The sequence below is a fragment of the Paenibacillus sp. sgz302164 genome, from assembly GCF_056120505.1.
In genome coordinates this window covers 50,941-69,097 of the sequence record NZ_JBVYOL010000033.1, presented here as the reverse complement: position 1 = coordinate 69,097, position 18,157 = coordinate 50,941, and the positions used below count along the sequence as shown (strand labels likewise).

Genomic DNA, 18,157 nt, shown 5'->3' with positions numbered 1-18,157 from the left:
CAACTCTCGAACCTGCTCCGCCCAGTCGATTCGGGCTCGTTGCTTCCGTACCTCTACATGCCGCCAGCCCGCTAACGGCTCCGTAAAGATGAAAATGCTGCATGTCCCGTTTCGCTCGTATTCGCTGTCTTCCCTGAGTGGTTTGGCAGGTTTCATGGGAATCGGCTCCCGGACTTCATCGAGAAGTTGAAATGGTTTTTCGTCCATGCAAATGACGGGGCAATTGGCATCGTAGNAAGATGAAAATGCTGCATGTCCCGTTTCGCTCGTATTCGCTGTCTTCCCTGAGTGGTTTGGCAGGTTTCATGGGAATCGGCTCCCGGACTTCATCGAGAAGTTGAAATGGTTTTTCGTCCATGCAAATGACGGGGCAATTGGCATCGTAGGGTTCATGATACACGTCCAGCACATCTTCCATCGCCGCTACGAACGCCGCGTTTTGCTCGGGCGGGATGCACCAACATTTCTTGAGGTGAGGCTTAAGTTCGCTTTTTTTAGAATACGATCTACCGTGTCGTAAGAGATGCTATCGATATACTGTAGTTCGACCGCTCGATCAGCAAGCAAACGCAGCGTCCAACGACTCCTTCCCGCAGGGGGTTCACTGCAACACAAGGCAATGATCTTCGCTTCCAATTCCCCGGTCACCTTCGGCGGATTGGGAGGAGTGGTCCGCTTCTTTCTTTCCAGGGAGGCTTGCAACCCTCGCTGCGCAAAGGCCTTACGAACCAGGTGGACGGTGTTGGTGTGAATGTGGAGCTGTTTGGCAATTTCGGTATCCGTAAGTTTGCCCTCCGGGCGATTTTCGTCCGCTCCGAGCAGGATTTGCGCACGTCTGATCGAACGGGCGGTTGCCTTTCCTTTGGAGCAGATGCCATGCAGCTTCTTTTGTTCATCAGGAGTTAATTGGACGGCATACTCTCGTTTTTTCATAGTCGATTCCTCTTTTTTCTTCGACTATATCATAATTTCCACATATTGACTATTTTAAATCTGATGCTGTACTAGACTGCCGTGCGACTTGCCTTTCCCAAAGTTAGTTCCTCCACATTCAGGACAATATTCTTCGTTTCTCATCTCGAACCTCCAATTTAAGTGATTGCTGACTTAAAAGTTGTATGCCTCCGACTCTCACGTCAGAGTAATAATATTGTTGTCTAATTGGCATTATTTTCTAAACGTTCTTTCATAATCCTCAAAACGGATCTTCCTTATTTGTTTACGATCAAAAGTGCGTACGATAATTCCTTCGGACTTTCCACTCGCATCGATTCCAACTTTTGTGTTCTCAAACTTCTTTAAAAATGAAATTGTACTTTCTAGAGAGATAGGGAAATCTGAACCCTTAATATTCTCAACAAGTGGAGCAAATTCCAAGTCTAGACTCTCAACAAACCTCTTTTTTTCATTCTCATCGTAAAAAGGTTGGTTGCCATGATCACGCCACTCCGCAATCTTATCTAGAGGTAACTCAAGAATCTTATTTAATTCATCTTGAGTTAAAGAGAACACATCGAATACTCGATATCCTTGAGTTTTATTGTCTGTATAGTTCTTTGCTGCTTTCGTCTTACCACCGTATGATTCCTGATAAATTACAATTAAAGCCCAATCATCATTTAGGAACACATCTGAAATAATCTTCTCAGCAAGTGGCTTTAAGAATTCTGCGATATTTCCATAAGGATTACCAACTCTATCTCCTTTTGCAAACAACAATTCTTCTCTGGAACCAATTAGATAATCGATCTCATTGTATTTATCTTTTAATAGAATAATTCTTGAATTCTCACCATCGACTTTTTCATAGACATATACATCGTCTATATCAGTAAAGCCTCTTGACTCAGATAATCCGTCCATTAAACGTCCTCTATCACCCAATTGATGGTATGTAAGGATACTTGGATACTTAGTTAAAGAGTTAATTTTTTTCAAATCCATCTAATGTCATCTCCCTTATAATTATCTTTTCAATACCTTTTCATGCTTTGCTTTATAAATTAATATCATGTTCATATTGATTGGATCGTCAAGCCAAGTAACTGGTATCTCAAAATGATAAGTTAATTTAAAATATTTCCAAAATCGGGGGAACTTGCGGCTTTTCAGATCAAAAATACTATATACTGAAGCATTAAAAAAAACATAGGCCAATGAATAAATGGGTTTATGTACTATTCCCCAATTTGAAAAGTTATTTTTGAAACCCTTCAATTTAAATGAATCACCATAGATATATTGTTGATATCCCCCACAGCAGCAGCCGTAAAATATTATATTTTTATTATTCATAAAGTCCTCCTGCATTGTTTTGCTTGAACGAATGCAAGCAATTCTCATGACTCCTACAGTAGGCCCAGAAAGAGTCTTCGATTAATGAAACTTCTCTTTTATTGGATTTAGCTACCTCCGTTTGTGCTGATTTTATTTCCCAACTAATACGAATACATTCCCGTCTGGTGCTTGCATTACAGCTACGTGTCCCCCAACAGGGTTACGGAATGGGGTGCGAATCCATTGCACTTCTGGATTTGATTTTAGTGATTCATAGGTCACAAGAACATCATCAACCATAACCTCTGTTTCAGCAAATTTACGATTCGGGTCATTCTTTAGAACCAACTCAGAATTTCCGTCAGGATACCTCATACCAATAAGTTTGTAACTCTTTCCTTCATCTGAGAATGTCTCCCAAGTCTTTATTAAACCTAACGATTGGTAGAACTCTATTGACTTTTCAATGCTCTCTGTATAAATTGCTACGCATTCAATTTTCTTCCACATTAATATCATCACCTTTCAAATTAAGGAAAATACTAATAGGAACTTATGTTCTATATACTATACCAAATTCATCCAGTTAATCAGGGTTTACATACTATAAATTCCATGTTTTATGTAAAAGAATCAAGTTATATAAATGAGCATTACATTTCCTTTATCACAAGCGTCATTATAATAAGCTACAAGTTCTTCAAAATAACCTAATAAATAACCGAATTCTTCCTCTACCCAGTCAATTGGTGGATAAATCTCTAGTTTATTCATTTCCTCTGGCTTAAATCTATTTTTCAAATCCTCATCTGAAATCTTCAATAAGGCTTCTGTTACTTCTCTCACTTCATCAGGTATTAAATAACGAACTGCTCCATATCCCAAATCTTCACCAATTTCAGTTCCCCCCATTATTGCATTAGCTAATGGAGGTTTACCCTCCCAAGCAGTACCAGTAAGCAAATAATGTATTCCATGCCAAGCCTTATCGATATTTAATTCATTATTATCCTTTTCAGCTGAATAAACTATTGATTCTAATATCGAAAGGTCTTTTTTTATTTCCTCCAAAAACTTAGATGATACTTGTTTGAAATTTCCTATCATAGACATTGTCCTTTTCCTCCTTGAAACCTGTTTTAAATTGCTCTTTTATAAGCCTTATCGCAGGCGTTTGAAGTAAATTATTTCTGGGTCACCTTCATCAAGGTTCTCAATAATGCCACTTTTTACATATCCAAGCGATTCGCAGACCAACTGCATTACCTTATTTGATTCATTAGTCGATGTGAATAATTTCTCTGTTGGACAAATATTTTCTATGTATTCTATAAGGCTTTTTGCGACTCCCCGTCTTCTGTATTCTGGGTTTACAATTACTAATGAAATAAAGTAATGGCCAAAAAACGAAGTATCAAATATTGCAAACCCTGCTCTATTTTCATTAATTGACGCAATAAGACATGTTTTATTTTCGATTGACTTCGCAAGGTACTCTGTCCGACTTCGATCCCCAATGACGATAAAATCAATACTACAAACCTTATCTAAATCCTTGGACGTTGCCATTTCAATAATCATCCATTATTCCTTCTCCCTTAGGATAAAGTCGTGCTTTTAATTGCACTTTTCAAGCATAATTCTTAATTTCGCAATCCCTTTTGAAAGATCATCGCGATTTTTTCTATTCTTAATCCAATCGGGAAGTCTGCTTGCTAGACTCTGATTCTTATTAGGGATTCTTTCTCGTAAAGTAGAACTGATATATTCATCCAAAAAATCTAAGTGTGCTTTGTTATAAGCCCAAAGTAAATTGCCACAGCAATTAATCCTTAGCCATAGTTTGAGCCCCATAAAAGTTCCTTTTCCCCATGTACCGACTAAAGGACTAGTCAAAACGCCACAGCGCTTGCATTGCATTGTATAACCAAATTCCCCATCATTTCTTCTAATCCCACTAGCACATTTCATGCAATGGGGACACTCCATGAGAATGTTATGTTTGAATAAAAAGTCATAAATTCTTTCCCCAGAATCTCTAAATCTTGAATTGGTCATAAGAGTAAATCCCTTTGCATAAAATCATTTTTTCGTTTGGAATCATCATTACTCATGAATTATAAACGTAACCACATAAAACGACACTCACACAAGTAGTAAAATTATACCATATGTCTGAAGAATGAATGAGGAATTGTTTATTAAAATGAACTTGCCATCCCTTCCCATCAGAGTTAACATACACACACTCGAAGAAGGAAAGGGGGAGGCACTTTGGAGGATTGGCCGGGATGGATTGTTAAAGGTTTGCGTTAGAGGTTTGATGACGTGTCGCTCATTTTAGAGCAGCAGGAGCACATAGCTCCATTAATCGAAAAGTCATCAAAATTGATTTCGGATTTGAAAAGCCAAGTAGATAAATCTGCTGTAGTGATAGTGCTGGAATGGGAGGAGGCTATTCAATATCAGCAATCGGCTGAAAAGGAATGGCTTTATTTGAGAGGGGTTAAGGATGGCATGGGGATGAATGAAGGAAATAAATTTTTATTTGAACAAGAATCGTTTGGAATTTTAACAAGCATGGAATCGATCCATGCCATCTGTCGCAATCAGTTACTTGAGACTGTAGGCTACTCGATGATTTCCTCCATCTCTTCAGGGGAAAAACAAAATGCGCTGGCGAGAGAAGGGTGATCTTCTCAACCAGCGCATGGAATAGGTTATCGTCAAATTGTTCCAGTACATCCTGCCGCGCATTCTTTGAAATCTTTGATCGTCGTTGTGCCCGCGCATTTTCCGCACCAAACATTACTGATGTATTTTTGACACACATCCTCTGGCATTTGAGCACCCTGTTAACTTACGTTTGATTTGTGCAGGAGTCAGCATACTCATTCCTCTCCATATCACCATAAATCGGTCTTCATTGTACTTTCTCAAACAATGTCGGTTTTCCATCAGAGCGGTTCAAATGAAAAAATGCGATAAAGTTGGCTGCCGAGGTATCCGCGCTTTTAATTTTCTTGAGCATTTTCCGACTTCGGGTCAGAAGATAATCCTTATGATCAACAGAAAAAACAAAACCTAAGCCCGATGTGATACTAAACTCCTCAAAATGGAGTAGTCGGGTAAAGATCAAGGTATTGTTCTTTACACTATCGCTTAAACCAAGATCGATAAGCTTAGAAGGTTTGCTCTGGCCACTTAAGACATCGTTCACCATGAGCATTCCTTCCTTCTTATCGATATATATGATCTCATACAAGGATGCCTCTGATTGCAGCATTGCTGACAGCAGTTGATTTTCCACTTCATTTTTCGAGGAATAGGTCCCTGCAAACAAGGATACGGCGTTCTTTCCATCCCGGATCTTTTCATAAACATTAAAGTCACAGAGCGCATCTTTCTCCGCATCAGACTCTATGACCACCTGATTCTGATTATTAAGTATACCCAAAATACGAGCAGATTGCTTGAGTTCGGCTTCATGGACGTAAGCATTCATTATTTTTGTATGAAGTTCTACTTGTACTTGTCTATATTGTTTGTACTGATCTATGTAAGCCATAAATTCCCCTCCAATTAATTGTCTTCCCGATATATCCTTACCACGCACTCCACATGTGTAGAGTAGACAGTGTGTACAAGATATACGATGGCTCCCACTACATAAGAATGTCTCCACTTCTTTAAGTTGGAGACATTCTTATTAAATTTACAAATCTTCGACTTCATCATTCTCTAATTCCCTACAATACGATGCTTGTTCTTTTCCGTCTGGACAGCAATGACCAAAAATGGGACATTTGGCTGCCTCTAATTCTAAGTCAGGATATTCAGGAGCGTCTTCTGGCACTCCTTCCTGTAATTCTTTCCACAAACGTTCTCTAATTTCAGATGGTTTGTCATCGTATGCATTTTTATCAAATTGATCTTGAAGAAATTTTATCCTCTCTTCACGCTTCGCTTTTGTAATTGGTGGGAGAGGCATATATTCGATACAATGTTCCCATGCACATATTATACCTTGAATGTCAAATGAATAATTCGGTTCGAATATTTCAATATATCCTAGGTGATTAGAAATTCCTCGTGTAATACAAAGATGATGCAAAAAACAAGAATCATAAAAATCGAATCCTTCCAAAACATATTCTTTCATTGTATGAAAGTATCTTTTTATATCGTCAAAGTTTTTCTTTATTAGTCCTTTTTCTAGTAAAAAACCAACACTAGAATTTGCCAGTTCTAAATCTGGATCTGAGAATGAGAAAGGAAATCCAAACCTTTCTATAGCCCATAAAGCATCTAAATCATCTTCATCAAGCTGTAATAATTCAACACAAATTTTAGATAAATTCTCTCCTTCTTTTAGTTGCTCTAGATGGTATCCCCATTTAAAAATGTCCTCATATAACACCTCATTTGACTCTCCATATGCATGCTCCATAATTTCCCTGTAATATTTCGCTATCTTGTTATGTAAATTTATTTTTATTTCTGTAGCCAACATATCATAAAGTAAGGCACGGATAGAGTCATGTACGTGATATGAGTTTCTACTAGATAAAATTATATTCTTATTAATTAAACTATCAAAAAGATATTTGGGCTTGCATGTTGCTCTTATAACTTGTTCCGCTTCTTTTTCATTGAACGGATAATTAAATAGCGAGACATTAAGAACTACATCTTTTTCTTCTTGTTTCAGAGTAGAAAAAACTTTTTCAAATAACCATTTTCTTGCGGTATCGATGCTTAATTCTTTTAATAGATCATCATCTTCGGAACTTAATGAGCCACTTGAAATTAATTGTTTGAAGAACACGAAAGAAATAGGATGACCGCCAACTGCTTTGTGAAAATCAATTGTATCTTCAATACTGATTTTTATGTTATCTTCTTCAAAAAATAATACTGTATCCTCTAAAGAGAAACCAAACAAATGATATTCAATCACTTTCTTAGTTAAGACATCGATTTGTGAATAACATCCTATAGAACCTACAGAAGAGAGAATAATACCACCAGTTAGTTGATAATAAACAGATTCCCTAAATATTTTCCCAAGCAAAGTGATTACATCAATACTAGCCTTATCAAGGCTATCAAAAATTAGATAAATTTCGTTTTTCGTTAAAACATTAAGAATACGAGAAACAATATCTCTTATTTCAGACTTTAACAATGCCCGTGCATGACTTGAGTAGCCAATATCATTAAAGAATGAAGCTATGTTAAGCAAAACATCTTGACTTGACATGATGCTATTAAACTCTAACCAAAGAACTTTCTTGCCATCACTACTTATTTCCTGAGCTAATTTAGCAAGCGTCATTGTCTTACCAGTACCGCTGATCCCTTTAACAAAAACTCGATTGTTTTCCAATAATGCACTCTTAATATCTAGAATTTCATTTTTTCTTCCTTTAAAGTCCTTGAGATCAGGTAAATCAAACCATACCTTGTTAGCTATACTTAATCCTATATCTTTTAATTCAGTAATAATATCTGGCATTTTTATCATTTTTGTCATTTTAGATAAGTCAAAGACATATTTCCATAGGGAATTAAATATCTTTTCAACGGGATCGGATAATAGAAATGTTGTTGATAACAATAGATCCCTTATGTTTTTATTAACAACTGATGCTGGATCGTTCTCGTCATTTGAGGTGAATTCTAAAGTCAATAAAGTAGTTTTTTTCAAAATTGATTTTAAATTATCCATATTTAGTTTTGGGCTAGTGAAGTTAATTAGTAATTCATCTAATGGGTCACGTCCCGCTAAAAGGCATCTTTTTAGTTCCGCAACAGTTATATTGCCTCCTCCATTTGTAACAAACGTAAAATGAACATCCGAATCATTTTTTTCTTGAAATTTTTCGAAAATAGCTTTCATTTCACTTGGTTTCCAATGATATCCCTCTACTTTTTTCTTAATTTGTATATACTCTTTTGTCCCGTCACATCTAAAAATATTTAAATCCTCTTCCTCTTCGGTCAAACTTTCAAATTTAATACTGTCCACATTGTTAAGCTCATTTTGTATCAATTTTAATAATCTAAAAACCGAATAAGATACCTGATAATCTATCCCCTGCAAATTATCAACACCACTCACCTACTGCCCCCCGTTTCCAAAATACCCAAGTCCTTTCTCAACAAGCAGCCGATAAAACAAGTGTTGAGTGGTCTTTGAGTATATAACCGATTTTAGTTAGTTTCCATTATAAGTCACCTGCTCTTACAAAGAAACTCCTTGCCGATATTTCAATTTTTCTCCAAGAAAGGTGGCGGGTGCGAAGAATGCGGGGAAGCTATGGCAGCAAAGTACAGTAAAGATTATCCTAACCAATCCCATGTACACGGGTAATATGGTTCAGAACCGAAGCGAGGTTGTCAGTATCCGAACAAAACTTCGGAAGAAACTTGATACAGGCCAGCAGACCGTTGTACAGAATGCTCATCCTGCTATCATATCGCTTGATGAATTTGAACAGGTTCAGGGAAAATTGAAACGGAAAGGTACTCAACGGAGTAATGGTCAGGAAAGCCTCTTCGCTCACATCGCTGTTTGTGCTGACTGTGGTACAGGAATGCATTATAAAAACGATAGGAAAGCGTATTAGTATGGGCGGTACGGTAAGCATGGGCGTTCTTTTTGCAGTCACCATCTCATTAAGGCAGACAGACTATTGTCTGAAGTACTATCAACTCTAAAAAGCATAGCTTCAGAAGCTGTTAATGCAAAGAAGTTAATGGAGATGGTAAAGAAAGAGGCGGGGCATCACAAGAAAGACCATAAGACAGAGCTTCGCCTGATTGGGAACAGGTTAACGCAATTGACTAAGAAACAAAGCATACTACTAGACCTTCTGAATGATGGAGATTTAACCAAAGTTGAGTGGCGGAAGCAAAACGATGTCATTCGTGAGGAATCCGAAAAGCTGACTGCCAGAAATATTGAACTGGAATCATTGATTGCCAAAAAGAAAGACACGGACTATCAAATCCGTGCCTTTGAAAAACAAGTGAGCAAACTTCTGCAAATGGACTTTGATAATGAGAAAGTCCTCAATCAGGTTCTGCATAGACTGATCCACAAAATTGAAGTCTATCAGGATAGCTCAATCAAAATTCATTTCAACTTCCTGAATCCACACAGATTGGGGGCATAGGATTACTCCTGCCCCCGCAATTTTAGCAACACTGTACACTCCACATGGGCCGTCTGCGGGAACATGTCGACGGGCTGCACCCACTCGAGGCTGTAGCCGCCCTCGAGGAGGGTCCTGCAATCCTTCGCCAGAGTCGAAGGATTGCAGGACACGTACACGAGCCGCGTCGGCTTCGCGGCTAGCAGCGCGCCGAGCAGCTGCGCATCGCAGCCGGTCCGGGGCGGGTCCACCACGACGACGTCGGGGTGGAGGCCTTCCCGGACCCACTGCGGCAGCAGCTGCTCGGCGCGCCCGGCGTAGAAGCGGGCGTTGCCGAGCCCGCTGGTTTGCGCGTTGCGGCGCGCGTCCCGGACGGCATCTTCGACGAGCTCGATGCCGCGCACTTCCGCCGCCTGCGGCGCCAGCCACAAGCCTATGGTGCCGGTGCCGCAATAGGCGTCTACGACCAGCTCGCGGCCGGTCAGGGCCGCAGCTTCCTTCACCGCGTCGTACAGCTTCACCGTCTGCGACGGGTTCAGCTGGAAAAACGCGCGCGGTGAGAGCACAAAGCTCAGCTCGCCGAGGCCCTCGCCGAGATGCTCGTCGCCCCACAAAATGAACGTCTCCGCTCCGAAAATATGCGAGCTCCGGCCGGTGTTCACATTTTGGGCGATTGTAGATACTTCAGAAAGCCGCTCCCGGATACGGCGCACCAACTGCTCCCGCTGCGGCAGCTCTTTGACTGCCGTTATGAGCGTCACCTGCACCTTCTGCGATTGCAGCCCAACCCGGGCGACAATCGTGCGCAGCACGCCGGTGCGCTTTCTTTCGTCGTAGACGGGGATGTTCAGCTCGGCGGCAATCCGGCTGACCGTCTCTACGACGCGATTGATAACCGGGTGCTGAATCGAGCAGCCGGTTATGTCCACGAGACGGTGCGAGCCCGCCGCGTACAGTCCGGTAACGAGCCGGCCGTTCTGGCGGCCGACCTGCAGCTGCGCTTTGTTGCGGTAGCCCCAGGGCTCGTCCATGCCGAGAATGGGGCGCAGCGGAAGCGAGCCGATGCCGGTGTACCGCTCGAAAGCTTCGCGGATCATCTCCTCTTTGGCGCGCAGCTGGCCTTCATAGCTCAAATGCTGGAGCTGGCAGCCGCCGCATTCCTCATAGACCGGGCAGGGCGGGGCGATGCGCTCGGGCGAGCGTTTTTCCAGTTCCTGCAGGGAAGCTTGAATAAAACCGGGCTCGACTCTCACGACCTTCGCTTTGACGACCTCATCCGGCAGCGCTCCCGGTACGAAAACCGCTTTGCGCTTAAAGTAGCCGACCCCTTCGCCATTGATCCCGATCCGCTTGATCGTCACGACGAGCAAGTCGCCGATCTGCACATCCTGTGCCGAGGTACGGCTGCTCACATCCACAGCCGTACTTTTACCGCTCCTGAGCGTGACATTTCCGTTTTTTTTGCCGTTAACGCGGCTTGCGTCCGGGCCTGAGTTTGACCCGCGACCCGGTTCCGGCCTTGCTCCCGTACGGCTATCCGGCTTGCCGGACTTGGGCCCGCGCGGTTCGTTTCCTTTATATGTCTTCACGATCTGTTCTCGCCTCGCGTTACAGTAAGTTTTCATTCAATATATCACGTTCGGACCGGGAAAAAAACATCCCGCCCCCGCGGATACTTGTCAAGCCCAAGACCCGCAGGAAATTGTTTACAAGCAGGGAGGGGAATGTTGCACGTTGCGGAGCTGTAAGGCGGTCGGTCAGCCCCCGCGGGTACGAACCGGAGCAACGAACATGTCAAAAAAGTATCGCTTTTGATCAAAATACCGTCATTGCTGGCGCTTTTTTTTTCTTATAATGAGAGCAACTCCTTAACTAGACGAGGTGAAAGAAAAATGGAACAACAAGCTGCAACACTGCCTGTACAGTCTTCTTCTCGTAAGCGGAAGCGCTCGCTGGCGAAAGGGGAGACGCTCGCCGGATTTTTATTCGTAAGTCCGATGCTGTTGGGCGTGACGGTACTGGTGCTGCTGCCCATCATTGCGACGCTGATTCTGAGCTTTGCCGATTGGAACTTTGTAGCCGGCTGGAACGGCATCAAATGGACGGGATTTGCCAATTTTGACAAGCTGTTCCACGACTCGATGTTTCTCAGGTCCGTGCGGAACAACGTCTTATTTTTGCTGTCCGTTCCCGCTTACTTGATCATTTCATTAATACTTGCAATTGTGATCGATCGTCACGTCTACCTGAAAAGCTACTTTAAAATAGCGTATTTCATGCCTTACGTTTCCAGTATCGTAGCGGTGGCTACCGTCTGGCAGGTGCTTTTTCAGCCTTCTTACGGGCCGATCAACGAGTTTTTGAAAGCGATGGGAATCAGCGAACCGCCCAAATGGATTGCGGACCCGAACTTTGCGCTTATTTCGATCATGATGATTTACGTTTGGGTTTCCATCGGGTTTAATATGATTATTTACATTGCAGGCTTGCAGTCGATTCCGAAAGATTTGTATGAGGCTGCCGATATCGACGGAGCGAGCGGGTGGACCCAATTTTTCAAAATTACGCTTCCGATGCTGTCTCCGACGTCGTTTTTCCTGCTGGTGACGGGTATTATTTCGACCTTCAAGGTGTTCGATATCATTGCGGTTATGACGCAGGGCGGGCCTATCGGCTCCACGTCCCTCATCGTATGGTATTTGTACGATACGGCGTTCGTTAATCTGAAAATCGGGTATGCCTCATCCATGGCGACGATGCTGCTCGCGTTCGTTTTGCTGATTACGGTAGCGCAGTGGATCGGACAAAAGAAATGGGTCAACTACTAATGGATTCGCATTCGCTCTGGAAGGAGAACCGCCATGAATCAACTTGTGCTTTACCGCTTCCGCAAATCGCTGATTACGCTGATTATGTTCGCGGGGAGCGTCCTGTTCCTGCTGCCGTTTTTTTGGATGATCGTCACGTCGTTTAAGCTGGAATCGGAAGTGTTTACATACCCGATCCAGTGGATTCCCCACGAGTGGCGCGCTATCGAAAATTATAAGGAAGTATGGCTCGGCAAAATTCCTTTTTACTTATACTACTGGAATTCGATCAAAGTCAGCGTGATAACGACGTTCATCTCCTGCGCCGTATCCGCTCTGGCGGCCTACGGGTTTTCCAAAGTACAATTTAAAGCGGGCAAGTGGCTGTTCCTGATCGTGCTGATGACGTATATGATTCCGACGCAAGCGGTGCTGGTGCCGCAGTTTATTTTGTACCGTGCGATCGGCCTCTTTGACAGCCATGCCGGCTTGATCGCGCTGGGCAGTTTCAGCGTACTCGGCACGTTCATGCTGCGGCAGTTTTTTATGGGCTTGCATAACGACTATATTGAATCGGCGAAAATAGACGGAGCCGGACACTTTACCATTTTTTATGCGATCGCTTTGCCGCTTGTCAAGCCTGCTGTCGCGACTTACGCCATTTTGCGGTTCATATGGACGTGGAACGATTACCAAAATCCGCTCATTTTTTTGCGCAGCGACAAGCTGTTCACGCTTCAACTCGCCATGGCCAAGTTTACTTCGCTGAGCGGGGAGTTTTATTCCCTGATTATGGCGGGGACCGTTTCCGCGATATTTCCGCTCATTCTTATATTTATCATCGGCCAAAAGAGCGTGATCGAAGGCATTGCCGTCGGCGGGGTAAAAGGCTAAAGAAGTCAAAATATTTTGGAAAAAGTAAATTTACGATCATGAGAACCGGGTTGCGACCTTATATAATTTGGATTGTAAAAAGAGCAATCAACTTCGAGGAGGGTTTCTATGAAAAAGAATTTGTGGACCGGGCTTGTCGCATCGGGTCTTGTGTTAAGCCTTGTGGCCGGGTGCAGCAGCTCGAATGGCGGCGGCACGGCTTCGCCTGCGGCGGGAACGGCGCAATCGGCTGCGAAAGCGGGAGATTCGGTCAATCTGCGGATGTTCGTGTTCGGCACGGAAGCCGCTTACAACTGGAAAAAGACGCTGGCCGCTTACGAAGAGAAAAACCCGGGCACGAAAATAGAGCTTGTACCGCTGAGCGAAAAAGGCGACACCCAGGAATCGATGAAAAAACTCGATCTGGCCGCAGCCTCCGGAGAAACGATGGATATTCTCATGTTCAGCGACCCGGCGGGATATGCGCAGCGCGTAGCACTCGGCATGGCGGCGCCGCTTGACGATTACATCGCCAAGGACGGGTTCAAGGAAGAAGAGGAGTACAAAGTGGATACGCATCTGAACGGCAAAGTGTATGCGCTTCCGGGTAAGTTCAATCCATGGTATGTGCTGCTGAACAAAAATCACCTCGATGAGGCCGGCCTGAAGGTTCCGACGGATTGGACCTGGGACGATTTTGCCGACTATGCGAAAAAGCTGACCAAGGGCGAAGGAGCCACAAAACGTTACGGCACTTACTTCCACGGCCCTCAAAACGGCGGCTGGCTGGAATATCTCAAGCTTTATATGGAAAATCAGCCTAAAGATTCGGATATTTTGAAAGCGGACGGCACATCGAACCTGGACAGCCCGAACTTCAAGAAGACGCTGGAACTTCGCGTGAAGATGGAGAAGGAGGACAAATCGGCCGTTCCTTATGCGGACATGATTTCGCAGAAGTTGGCTTACCGGACACAGCTGTTTAACCAGAACGTCAGCATGCTCGTCATCGGAAGCTGGATGAATACGGAAATCGGCGGCACCGAGCAAGTTCCGCTTAATTTCAACATCGCCGTCGCCCCGTTCCCGAAAAATAGCACAGGCGATCCGAACGGCTACACGCCGGTTACGACGGATTTCGTGTCCGTAGCCGCAAGCTCCAAGCATAAGGAAGAAGCGTACAAGTTCGTGCGCTGGTACACGACGGAAGGTCAAATCGTGCAGGGCAAAAACGTTCCGGCCTGGAGCAAAGTGAAGTCGGAAGATCTCAGCAAGCTGATCGATACGATCGTAAGCGGCACGAAAAACCCGGAAAAAGTCGATAAGGCGTCTCTTATCGCCACACTGTCGGCGTCCAAAGCGTCGCAGCTCGTACCGGCGGCGTCCTACCAGGCGGAAGTGTTCAAAGCGCTGAACGAAGAGTTCGAGAAGCTCATTTTCAACAAGCAGGATATCGATACGACGGTGAAAAACTCCCAGGACCGCACCAATCAGATTATTGCCGCAAACAAAAAATAGTTTGATATAATGATAGTTATACGGGGCGGCCTGAAACTGCCCCTTTTTCTATTTGGCGAGGGGAGGCCTGCTTAGGCATGTGGAACCGCATCCGAGAGCTGTTCACGTTCCGTTCCATGCGTTATAAGCTGATGTTGGCGTCTATATTGTGCATTTTGCTTCCGGCAGCCTGTTCGCTGTATATTTACAATTACTGGACGCAGGACGCCGTGAAGAAGCAGGCGGTATCCAACTCCCAGGAGTCTTTGCAGTTAGTCAACGGATTAGTGACGAATTTGATCAGAAATATGATTTATATCGCCAATTACGTGCAATTGAACACGGAGTTTAACACTTATTTTAAGCTTTTTCCAAATGAAGGCGTTTCTAATACGAGTGAAGATACGTACCTTAGGTTTCGGGAGGCGAACCGCATTCTGGAACAGGTGCAAAATTTGTCGAATTGGACCGACCGTTTTTACGTGACGATTTTGCTTGCCGACGGGACTTATTTTACAAGCTATTCGCTTACGGAGTACAATCCTTTGAATTTCCGCAAAGAAAGCTGGTTTCCCGAGGTCGAGCATTTGCAGGGAATCCAGTCGTACTGGACGGGGCCGACGCCGACCGTCTTTCAGACGGAACAGAAAACAAGCCCGTACCAAATTTCCATGATCCGCACGCTGCGCAAGGATAACCAGCAAGTATTAGGATATGTTATCGTCACAGTGATGGAAAGCCAGCTTCATGACATTTTTAACCGTCTCGCGGGGGGCGAGGAGCTGATGATCGTAGACGGTGCGAATCATATCGTCTCGCATCCGGATTCGGGCCAAATCGGCCAGCCGTTCGCATATTCCGGACTCGGCGAGAACGAGAAGAGCTCGAACATCGTGCCGATCCGGGGGGAGAACTATATCGTCACGGAACAGAAGCTTTCGCCGATGAACTGGCATCTGGTGTCCTTGCAGCCTTACCGGAAGGCGATTGTCAACATAAGCTCGATTTTCACGAAAGTGATGATCTTTCAATCGATATTTTTCTTTATTATATTAATGCTGCTGCTTTATTTGCTGAGCACATTTACGAAGCCGCTGGTGCGGCTGGGGCGCGTGGCCGCCAAAGTGCAGCGGGGCAATCTGACGATCCGCACCGGCATTCGCGGGCAGGATGAAGTCGGCCGGCTCGGCTACTCCTTCGATCAGATGCTGGATAAAATAGGCGAGATGATTGACGAAGTGTCCGAAACGCATTCCCGCAAACGCAAAGCGGAGCTGGCTATGCTGCAGGCGCAAATCAACCCGCACTTTCTGTTCAATGTGCTCAATTCCATTCGCATGAAGGTGATGAGGCGGGGAGACGAGGAAAGCGCGCAAATGATCGGCTCGCTGTCCAAGCTTTTGCGGATGACGGTCAGCCCGGATAAGGATGTCATTGCTTTGCATGAAGAGATTGACCTTATCGGCAGCTATGTTAGTCTTATGAATATGCGCCAAAAAGAGGAGGCGCGGCTGGAGCTGCATTTTGACCTGACGCCGCAAGCTTTTTTGATCGAGGTGCCGCGATTTTTCCTGCAGCCGGTTATCGAGAATGCTCTCATTCACGGGCTGAACCGAAGTGCGGGCACGATTGCGATCGAAGCCCGCGAGGAGCAAGCGGGGCTGATACTGGCCGTAAGAGACGACGGAACCGGGATGAGCCCGGGACAGCTTGCGGCGTTGCGATTAAAAATCGTGTCGGCGGCAGCCGCTTCGTCCGAAGAGAGAGCGGGCGGCGGCTTTTCGGGAATCGGACTGCCCAACGTCTACGAGCGGATGAAGATGACCTTTGGCGACGAATTCCGCCTGGAAGTCATCAGCGAGCTGGGGAAAGGCACGTGCATTGAGATGTTTATTCCATACAGGGAGGCGGCAGGGGATGTACAACGTGATGCTGGTTGACGACGATTACCCTGTGATCGAGCTTCTCTCCGAAGCTATTCATTGGGAAGCGCTCGGCCTTCGTCTGATCGGCGCGCACGATAACGGGCTTCACGCCTGGGAACAGGCGCAGCGGGAGATGCCGGACATCGTCATTACCGATATCGGCATGCCGAAGATGGACGGTCTGGAGCTGATCGGGCTATTGAAGCAGCGCAAAGCGAACGTGCGGGTCGCGATTCTTTCGTGCCACAGCGAGTTTCAGTTCGCCCAGCAGGCGATGCGTATGAACGTTCAGGAATATTTGCTGAAAGACGCCCTGAATCCGGCCGATCTGGAGCGGCTGCTTGCGCAGTTCAAAGACAGCCTCGATCTGGAGAACCGGCTGAGCGGCCAGCAGTCGAGACTGAAACATATCGTTGACGAAACGAAAGAATTGCGCAAGGAACAGTGGCTCAAAAATTTTATTCATCAACCGCTGCTGTCTCCGGGCGAATGGAGAAAAGAAGCGAACGCTTACGGACTCTTCGAAGAAGGGACTGCCTGCATCGCCGCAATCGGCTTTATCGAAGGCTACCGGCAGGCGAAGCAGCGGTTCCTGTCGGTTCAGACGCTGCGCTTTGCGGTCGGCAATGTGCTGGAGGAAGTGCTGTCGGGCCTGGAACTGCACAGTGTGCATGCCGGCTACGGCGCCAAAGAATCCATTCTGTTGTTCGCCTACCGTCCCGATTTGAAAGTCAGCATGTACGAGCAAATCACAACCGGCCTTAGAACGGTGCAGGCCGCGCTCAAAAGAGCGCTCAAGCTGCAGATGAGCTTCGTGCTCGGCGAGAGCTGCCTGCATCCCGCGGAGCTGAAGCAGAGCCTCCGGCTGCTGCTGGAAAGCGATGCCCAGCGGTTTTATTTGGAACCCGGCGCCATTGTCCGCAAGGGTCCCGGTCCGGCCGCCGATCTCAAGCAGGATCTTTTTGCCCATTATGACCGGGCGAATACGGAACTGCGGGAGCTGCTGATCGGCAAAAAATCCGGAGACGTGCAGAGCGCGGTCGAGGGCTGGATCACCGTTATGCGCCAGGGGGGCTACGCGCCCGAAACGGTGAAGGACTGGATGCTGAAGCTGATCCTCGATCTCAAGCTGAAGCTGCAGTCGCTTCAATTTACGCGCTCCTCTTTCTCCGCGGATACGCTTCATAAGGAAATCGTCGACATCGATTCCTTGTCCGAGCTGAAGCAGTGGCTGGTCGACCACCTGCAAGCCGTCGTCGCCCTGGCCGGAAAGGGTGCAGGGGGCGGGCTCCGCGCGGAAGTGATGGAAGCGTGCAAATATGTGTCGCTGCATCTGGACAAGCGGATCGGCCTGGAAGAGGTTGCCGAGCATCTGTTCCTGAACCCCAGCTATTTCAGCCGGTTGTTCAAAAAGGAAACGGGCGAGAACTTCATCGAATACATTACCCGGATGAAAATGGAGAGAGCCAAGGAACTGCTCGATCAGACGGCTCATCCGGTGGGCAAAATTTGCGAAATGCTCGGCTACGATAACCAGAGCTATTTTATTAAAATTTTTAAAACTCACGCAGGCGTAACGCCGCTGGAATACAGAGGATAAATTGGCGGCGGCGGGCCA

At 45.5% G+C, this 18,157-nt stretch carries 18 protein-coding genes; 8 read left to right on the top strand and 10 right to left on the bottom strand.

The features are described from left to right. Nucleotides 1-423 precede the first annotated feature (423 nt). The 7 genes from AC0LWT_RS34215 to AC0LWT_RS34185 all read right to left on the bottom strand — a co-directional run bounded on the left by AC0LWT_RS34215 (nt 424) and on the right by AC0LWT_RS34185 (nt 4,335). Nucleotides 424-933, bottom strand: a complete 510-nt coding sequence (locus tag AC0LWT_RS34215; protein ID WP_474686036.1) for a helix-turn-helix domain-containing protein — start codon at nt 931-933, stop codon at nt 424-426. A 234-nt stretch (nt 934-1,167) separates the two neighbouring features. Next, nucleotides 1,168-1,944, bottom strand: a complete 777-nt coding sequence (locus AC0LWT_RS34210) for an RNA ligase family protein (RefSeq protein ID WP_474686034.1) — start codon at nt 1,942-1,944, stop codon at nt 1,168-1,170. A 21-nt stretch (nt 1,945-1,965) separates the two neighbouring features. After that, the gene (locus AC0LWT_RS34205) at nt 1,966-2,295 is read right to left on the bottom strand and encodes a hypothetical protein (RefSeq protein WP_474686032.1); all 330 of its coding nucleotides are present in this window, start codon (nt 2,293-2,295) and stop codon (nt 1,966-1,968) included. Nucleotides 2,296-2,427: 132 nt separating this feature from the next. Then, nucleotides 2,428-2,787: a VOC family protein gene (locus AC0LWT_RS34200; RefSeq protein ID WP_474686030.1), complete on the bottom strand. Its 360-nt coding sequence runs from the start codon at nt 2,785-2,787 to the stop codon at nt 2,428-2,430. A 123-nt stretch (nt 2,788-2,910) separates the two neighbouring features. Further along, on the bottom strand, nt 2,911-3,390 hold the full coding sequence (locus tag AC0LWT_RS34195) for a YfbM family protein (protein ID WP_474686028.1): 480 nt from the start codon (nt 3,388-3,390) through the stop codon (nt 2,911-2,913). A gap of 48 nt (nt 3,391-3,438) precedes the next feature. After that, a complete protein-coding gene (locus tag AC0LWT_RS34190; protein ID WP_474686026.1) occupies nt 3,439-3,858 on the bottom strand; it encodes a GNAT family N-acetyltransferase in 420 nt (139 codons plus the stop codon). A gap of 36 nt (nt 3,859-3,894) precedes the next feature. Beyond that, complete coding sequence (locus AC0LWT_RS34185; RefSeq protein WP_474686024.1) at nt 3,895-4,335, bottom strand: hypothetical protein; 441 nt, start codon at nt 4,333-4,335, stop codon at nt 3,895-3,897. A gap of 270 nt (nt 4,336-4,605) precedes the next feature. Between AC0LWT_RS34185 and AC0LWT_RS34180 the strand changes: the two genes are divergently transcribed. Beyond that, nucleotides 4,606-4,971, top strand: a complete 366-nt coding sequence (locus tag AC0LWT_RS34180) for a hypothetical protein (protein ID WP_474686021.1) — start codon at nt 4,606-4,608, stop codon at nt 4,969-4,971. 229 nt (nt 4,972-5,200) lie between these two features. On the opposite strand, the gene AC0LWT_RS34175 is transcribed toward AC0LWT_RS34180, so the two are convergent. After that, nucleotides 5,201-5,845, bottom strand: coding sequence for a DUF7986 domain-containing protein (locus tag AC0LWT_RS34175; RefSeq protein WP_474686019.1), 645 nt, complete (start codon nt 5,843-5,845; stop codon nt 5,201-5,203). A gap of 147 nt (nt 5,846-5,992) precedes the next feature. Then, nucleotides 5,993-8,401, bottom strand: coding sequence for an ATP-binding protein (locus AC0LWT_RS34170; RefSeq protein ID WP_474686017.1), 2,409 nt, complete (start codon nt 8,399-8,401; stop codon nt 5,993-5,995). A gap of 169 nt (nt 8,402-8,570) precedes the next feature. Between AC0LWT_RS34170 and AC0LWT_RS34165 the strand changes: the two genes are divergently transcribed. After that, a complete protein-coding gene (locus AC0LWT_RS34165) occupies nt 8,571-8,909 on the top strand; it encodes a recombinase family protein (RefSeq protein WP_474686015.1) in 339 nt (112 codons plus the stop codon). Between the two features lie 66 nt (nt 8,910-8,975). Then, the gene (locus AC0LWT_RS34160) at nt 8,976-9,458 is read left to right on the top strand and encodes a hypothetical protein (RefSeq protein ID WP_474686013.1); all 483 of its coding nucleotides are present in this window, start codon (nt 8,976-8,978) and stop codon (nt 9,456-9,458) included. A gap of 2 nt (nt 9,459-9,460) precedes the next feature. Here AC0LWT_RS34160 and rlmD read toward each other — a convergent pair whose 3' ends face one another. Beyond that, on the bottom strand, nt 9,461-11,026 hold the full coding sequence (rlmD, locus tag AC0LWT_RS34155) for a 23S rRNA (uracil(1939)-C(5))-methyltransferase RlmD (protein ID WP_474686011.1): 1,566 nt from the start codon (nt 11,024-11,026) through the stop codon (nt 9,461-9,463). A 303-nt stretch (nt 11,027-11,329) separates the two neighbouring features. Between rlmD and AC0LWT_RS34150 the strand changes: the two genes are divergently transcribed. The 5 genes from AC0LWT_RS34150 (at nt 11,330) to AC0LWT_RS34130 (ending at nt 18,139) form a co-directional block, all read left to right on the top strand. Then, the gene (locus AC0LWT_RS34150; RefSeq protein WP_474686009.1) at nt 11,330-12,265 is read left to right on the top strand and encodes a carbohydrate ABC transporter permease; all 936 of its coding nucleotides are present in this window, start codon (nt 11,330-11,332) and stop codon (nt 12,263-12,265) included. A 33-nt stretch (nt 12,266-12,298) separates the two neighbouring features. Next, a complete protein-coding gene (locus AC0LWT_RS34145) occupies nt 12,299-13,138 on the top strand; it encodes a carbohydrate ABC transporter permease (RefSeq protein WP_474686007.1) in 840 nt (279 codons plus the stop codon). A gap of 108 nt (nt 13,139-13,246) precedes the next feature. Next, complete coding sequence (locus AC0LWT_RS34140) at nt 13,247-14,635, top strand: ABC transporter substrate-binding protein (RefSeq protein ID WP_474686005.1); 1,389 nt, start codon at nt 13,247-13,249, stop codon at nt 14,633-14,635. A 77-nt stretch (nt 14,636-14,712) separates the two neighbouring features. Next, nucleotides 14,713-16,554 carry a cache domain-containing sensor histidine kinase gene (locus AC0LWT_RS34135; protein WP_474686003.1) on the top strand — a complete coding sequence of 614 codons (1,842 nt, stop codon included), beginning with the start codon at nt 14,713-14,715 and terminating at the stop codon, nt 16,552-16,554. Continuing rightward, on the top strand, nt 16,532-18,139 hold the full coding sequence (locus tag AC0LWT_RS34130; RefSeq protein ID WP_474686001.1) for a response regulator transcription factor: 1,608 nt from the start codon (nt 16,532-16,534) through the stop codon (nt 18,137-18,139). Before AC0LWT_RS34135 ends, AC0LWT_RS34130 begins: the two co-directional genes overlap by 23 nt. The last annotated feature ends 18 nt before the right edge of the window (nt 18,140-18,157 follow it).

Excerpts from the sequence above, each read along its gene's own strand:
- AC0LWT_RS34130 (WP_474686001.1), top strand. The coding sequence starts at position 16,532 with ATGTACAACGTGATGCTGGTTGACGACGATTACCCTGTGATCGAGCTT.
- AC0LWT_RS34210 (WP_474686034.1), bottom strand. The coding sequence starts at position 1,944 with ATGGATTTGAAAAAAATTAACTCTTTAACTAAGTATCCAAGTATCCTT.
- AC0LWT_RS34150 (WP_474686009.1), top strand. The coding sequence starts at position 11,330 with ATGGAACAACAAGCTGCAACACTGCCTGTACAGTCTTCTTCTCGTAAG.
- AC0LWT_RS34135 (WP_474686003.1), top strand. The coding sequence starts at position 14,713 with ATGTGGAACCGCATCCGAGAGCTGTTCACGTTCCGTTCCATGCGTTAT.
- AC0LWT_RS34215 (WP_474686036.1), bottom strand. The coding sequence starts at position 933 with ATGAAAAAACGAGAGTATGCCGTCCAATTAACTCCTGATGAACAAAAG.
- AC0LWT_RS34175 (WP_474686019.1), bottom strand. The coding sequence starts at position 5,845 with ATGGCTTACATAGATCAGTACAAACAATATAGACAAGTACAAGTAGAA.
- AC0LWT_RS34145 (WP_474686007.1), top strand. The coding sequence starts at position 12,299 with ATGAATCAACTTGTGCTTTACCGCTTCCGCAAATCGCTGATTACGCTG.
- AC0LWT_RS34190 (WP_474686026.1), bottom strand. The coding sequence starts at position 3,858 with ATGATTATTGAAATGGCAACGTCCAAGGATTTAGATAAGGTTTGTAGT.
- AC0LWT_RS34200 (WP_474686030.1), bottom strand. The coding sequence starts at position 2,787 with ATGTGGAAGAAAATTGAATGCGTAGCAATTTATACAGAGAGCATTGAA.
- AC0LWT_RS34185 (WP_474686024.1), bottom strand. The coding sequence starts at position 4,335 with ATGACCAATTCAAGATTTAGAGATTCTGGGGAAAGAATTTATGACTTT.
- AC0LWT_RS34140 (WP_474686005.1), top strand. The coding sequence starts at position 13,247 with ATGAAAAAGAATTTGTGGACCGGGCTTGTCGCATCGGGTCTTGTGTTA.
- AC0LWT_RS34205 (WP_474686032.1), bottom strand. The coding sequence starts at position 2,295 with ATGAATAATAAAAATATAATATTTTACGGCTGCTGCTGTGGGGGATAT.
- AC0LWT_RS34195 (WP_474686028.1), bottom strand. The coding sequence starts at position 3,390 with ATGTCTATGATAGGAAATTTCAAACAAGTATCATCTAAGTTTTTGGAG.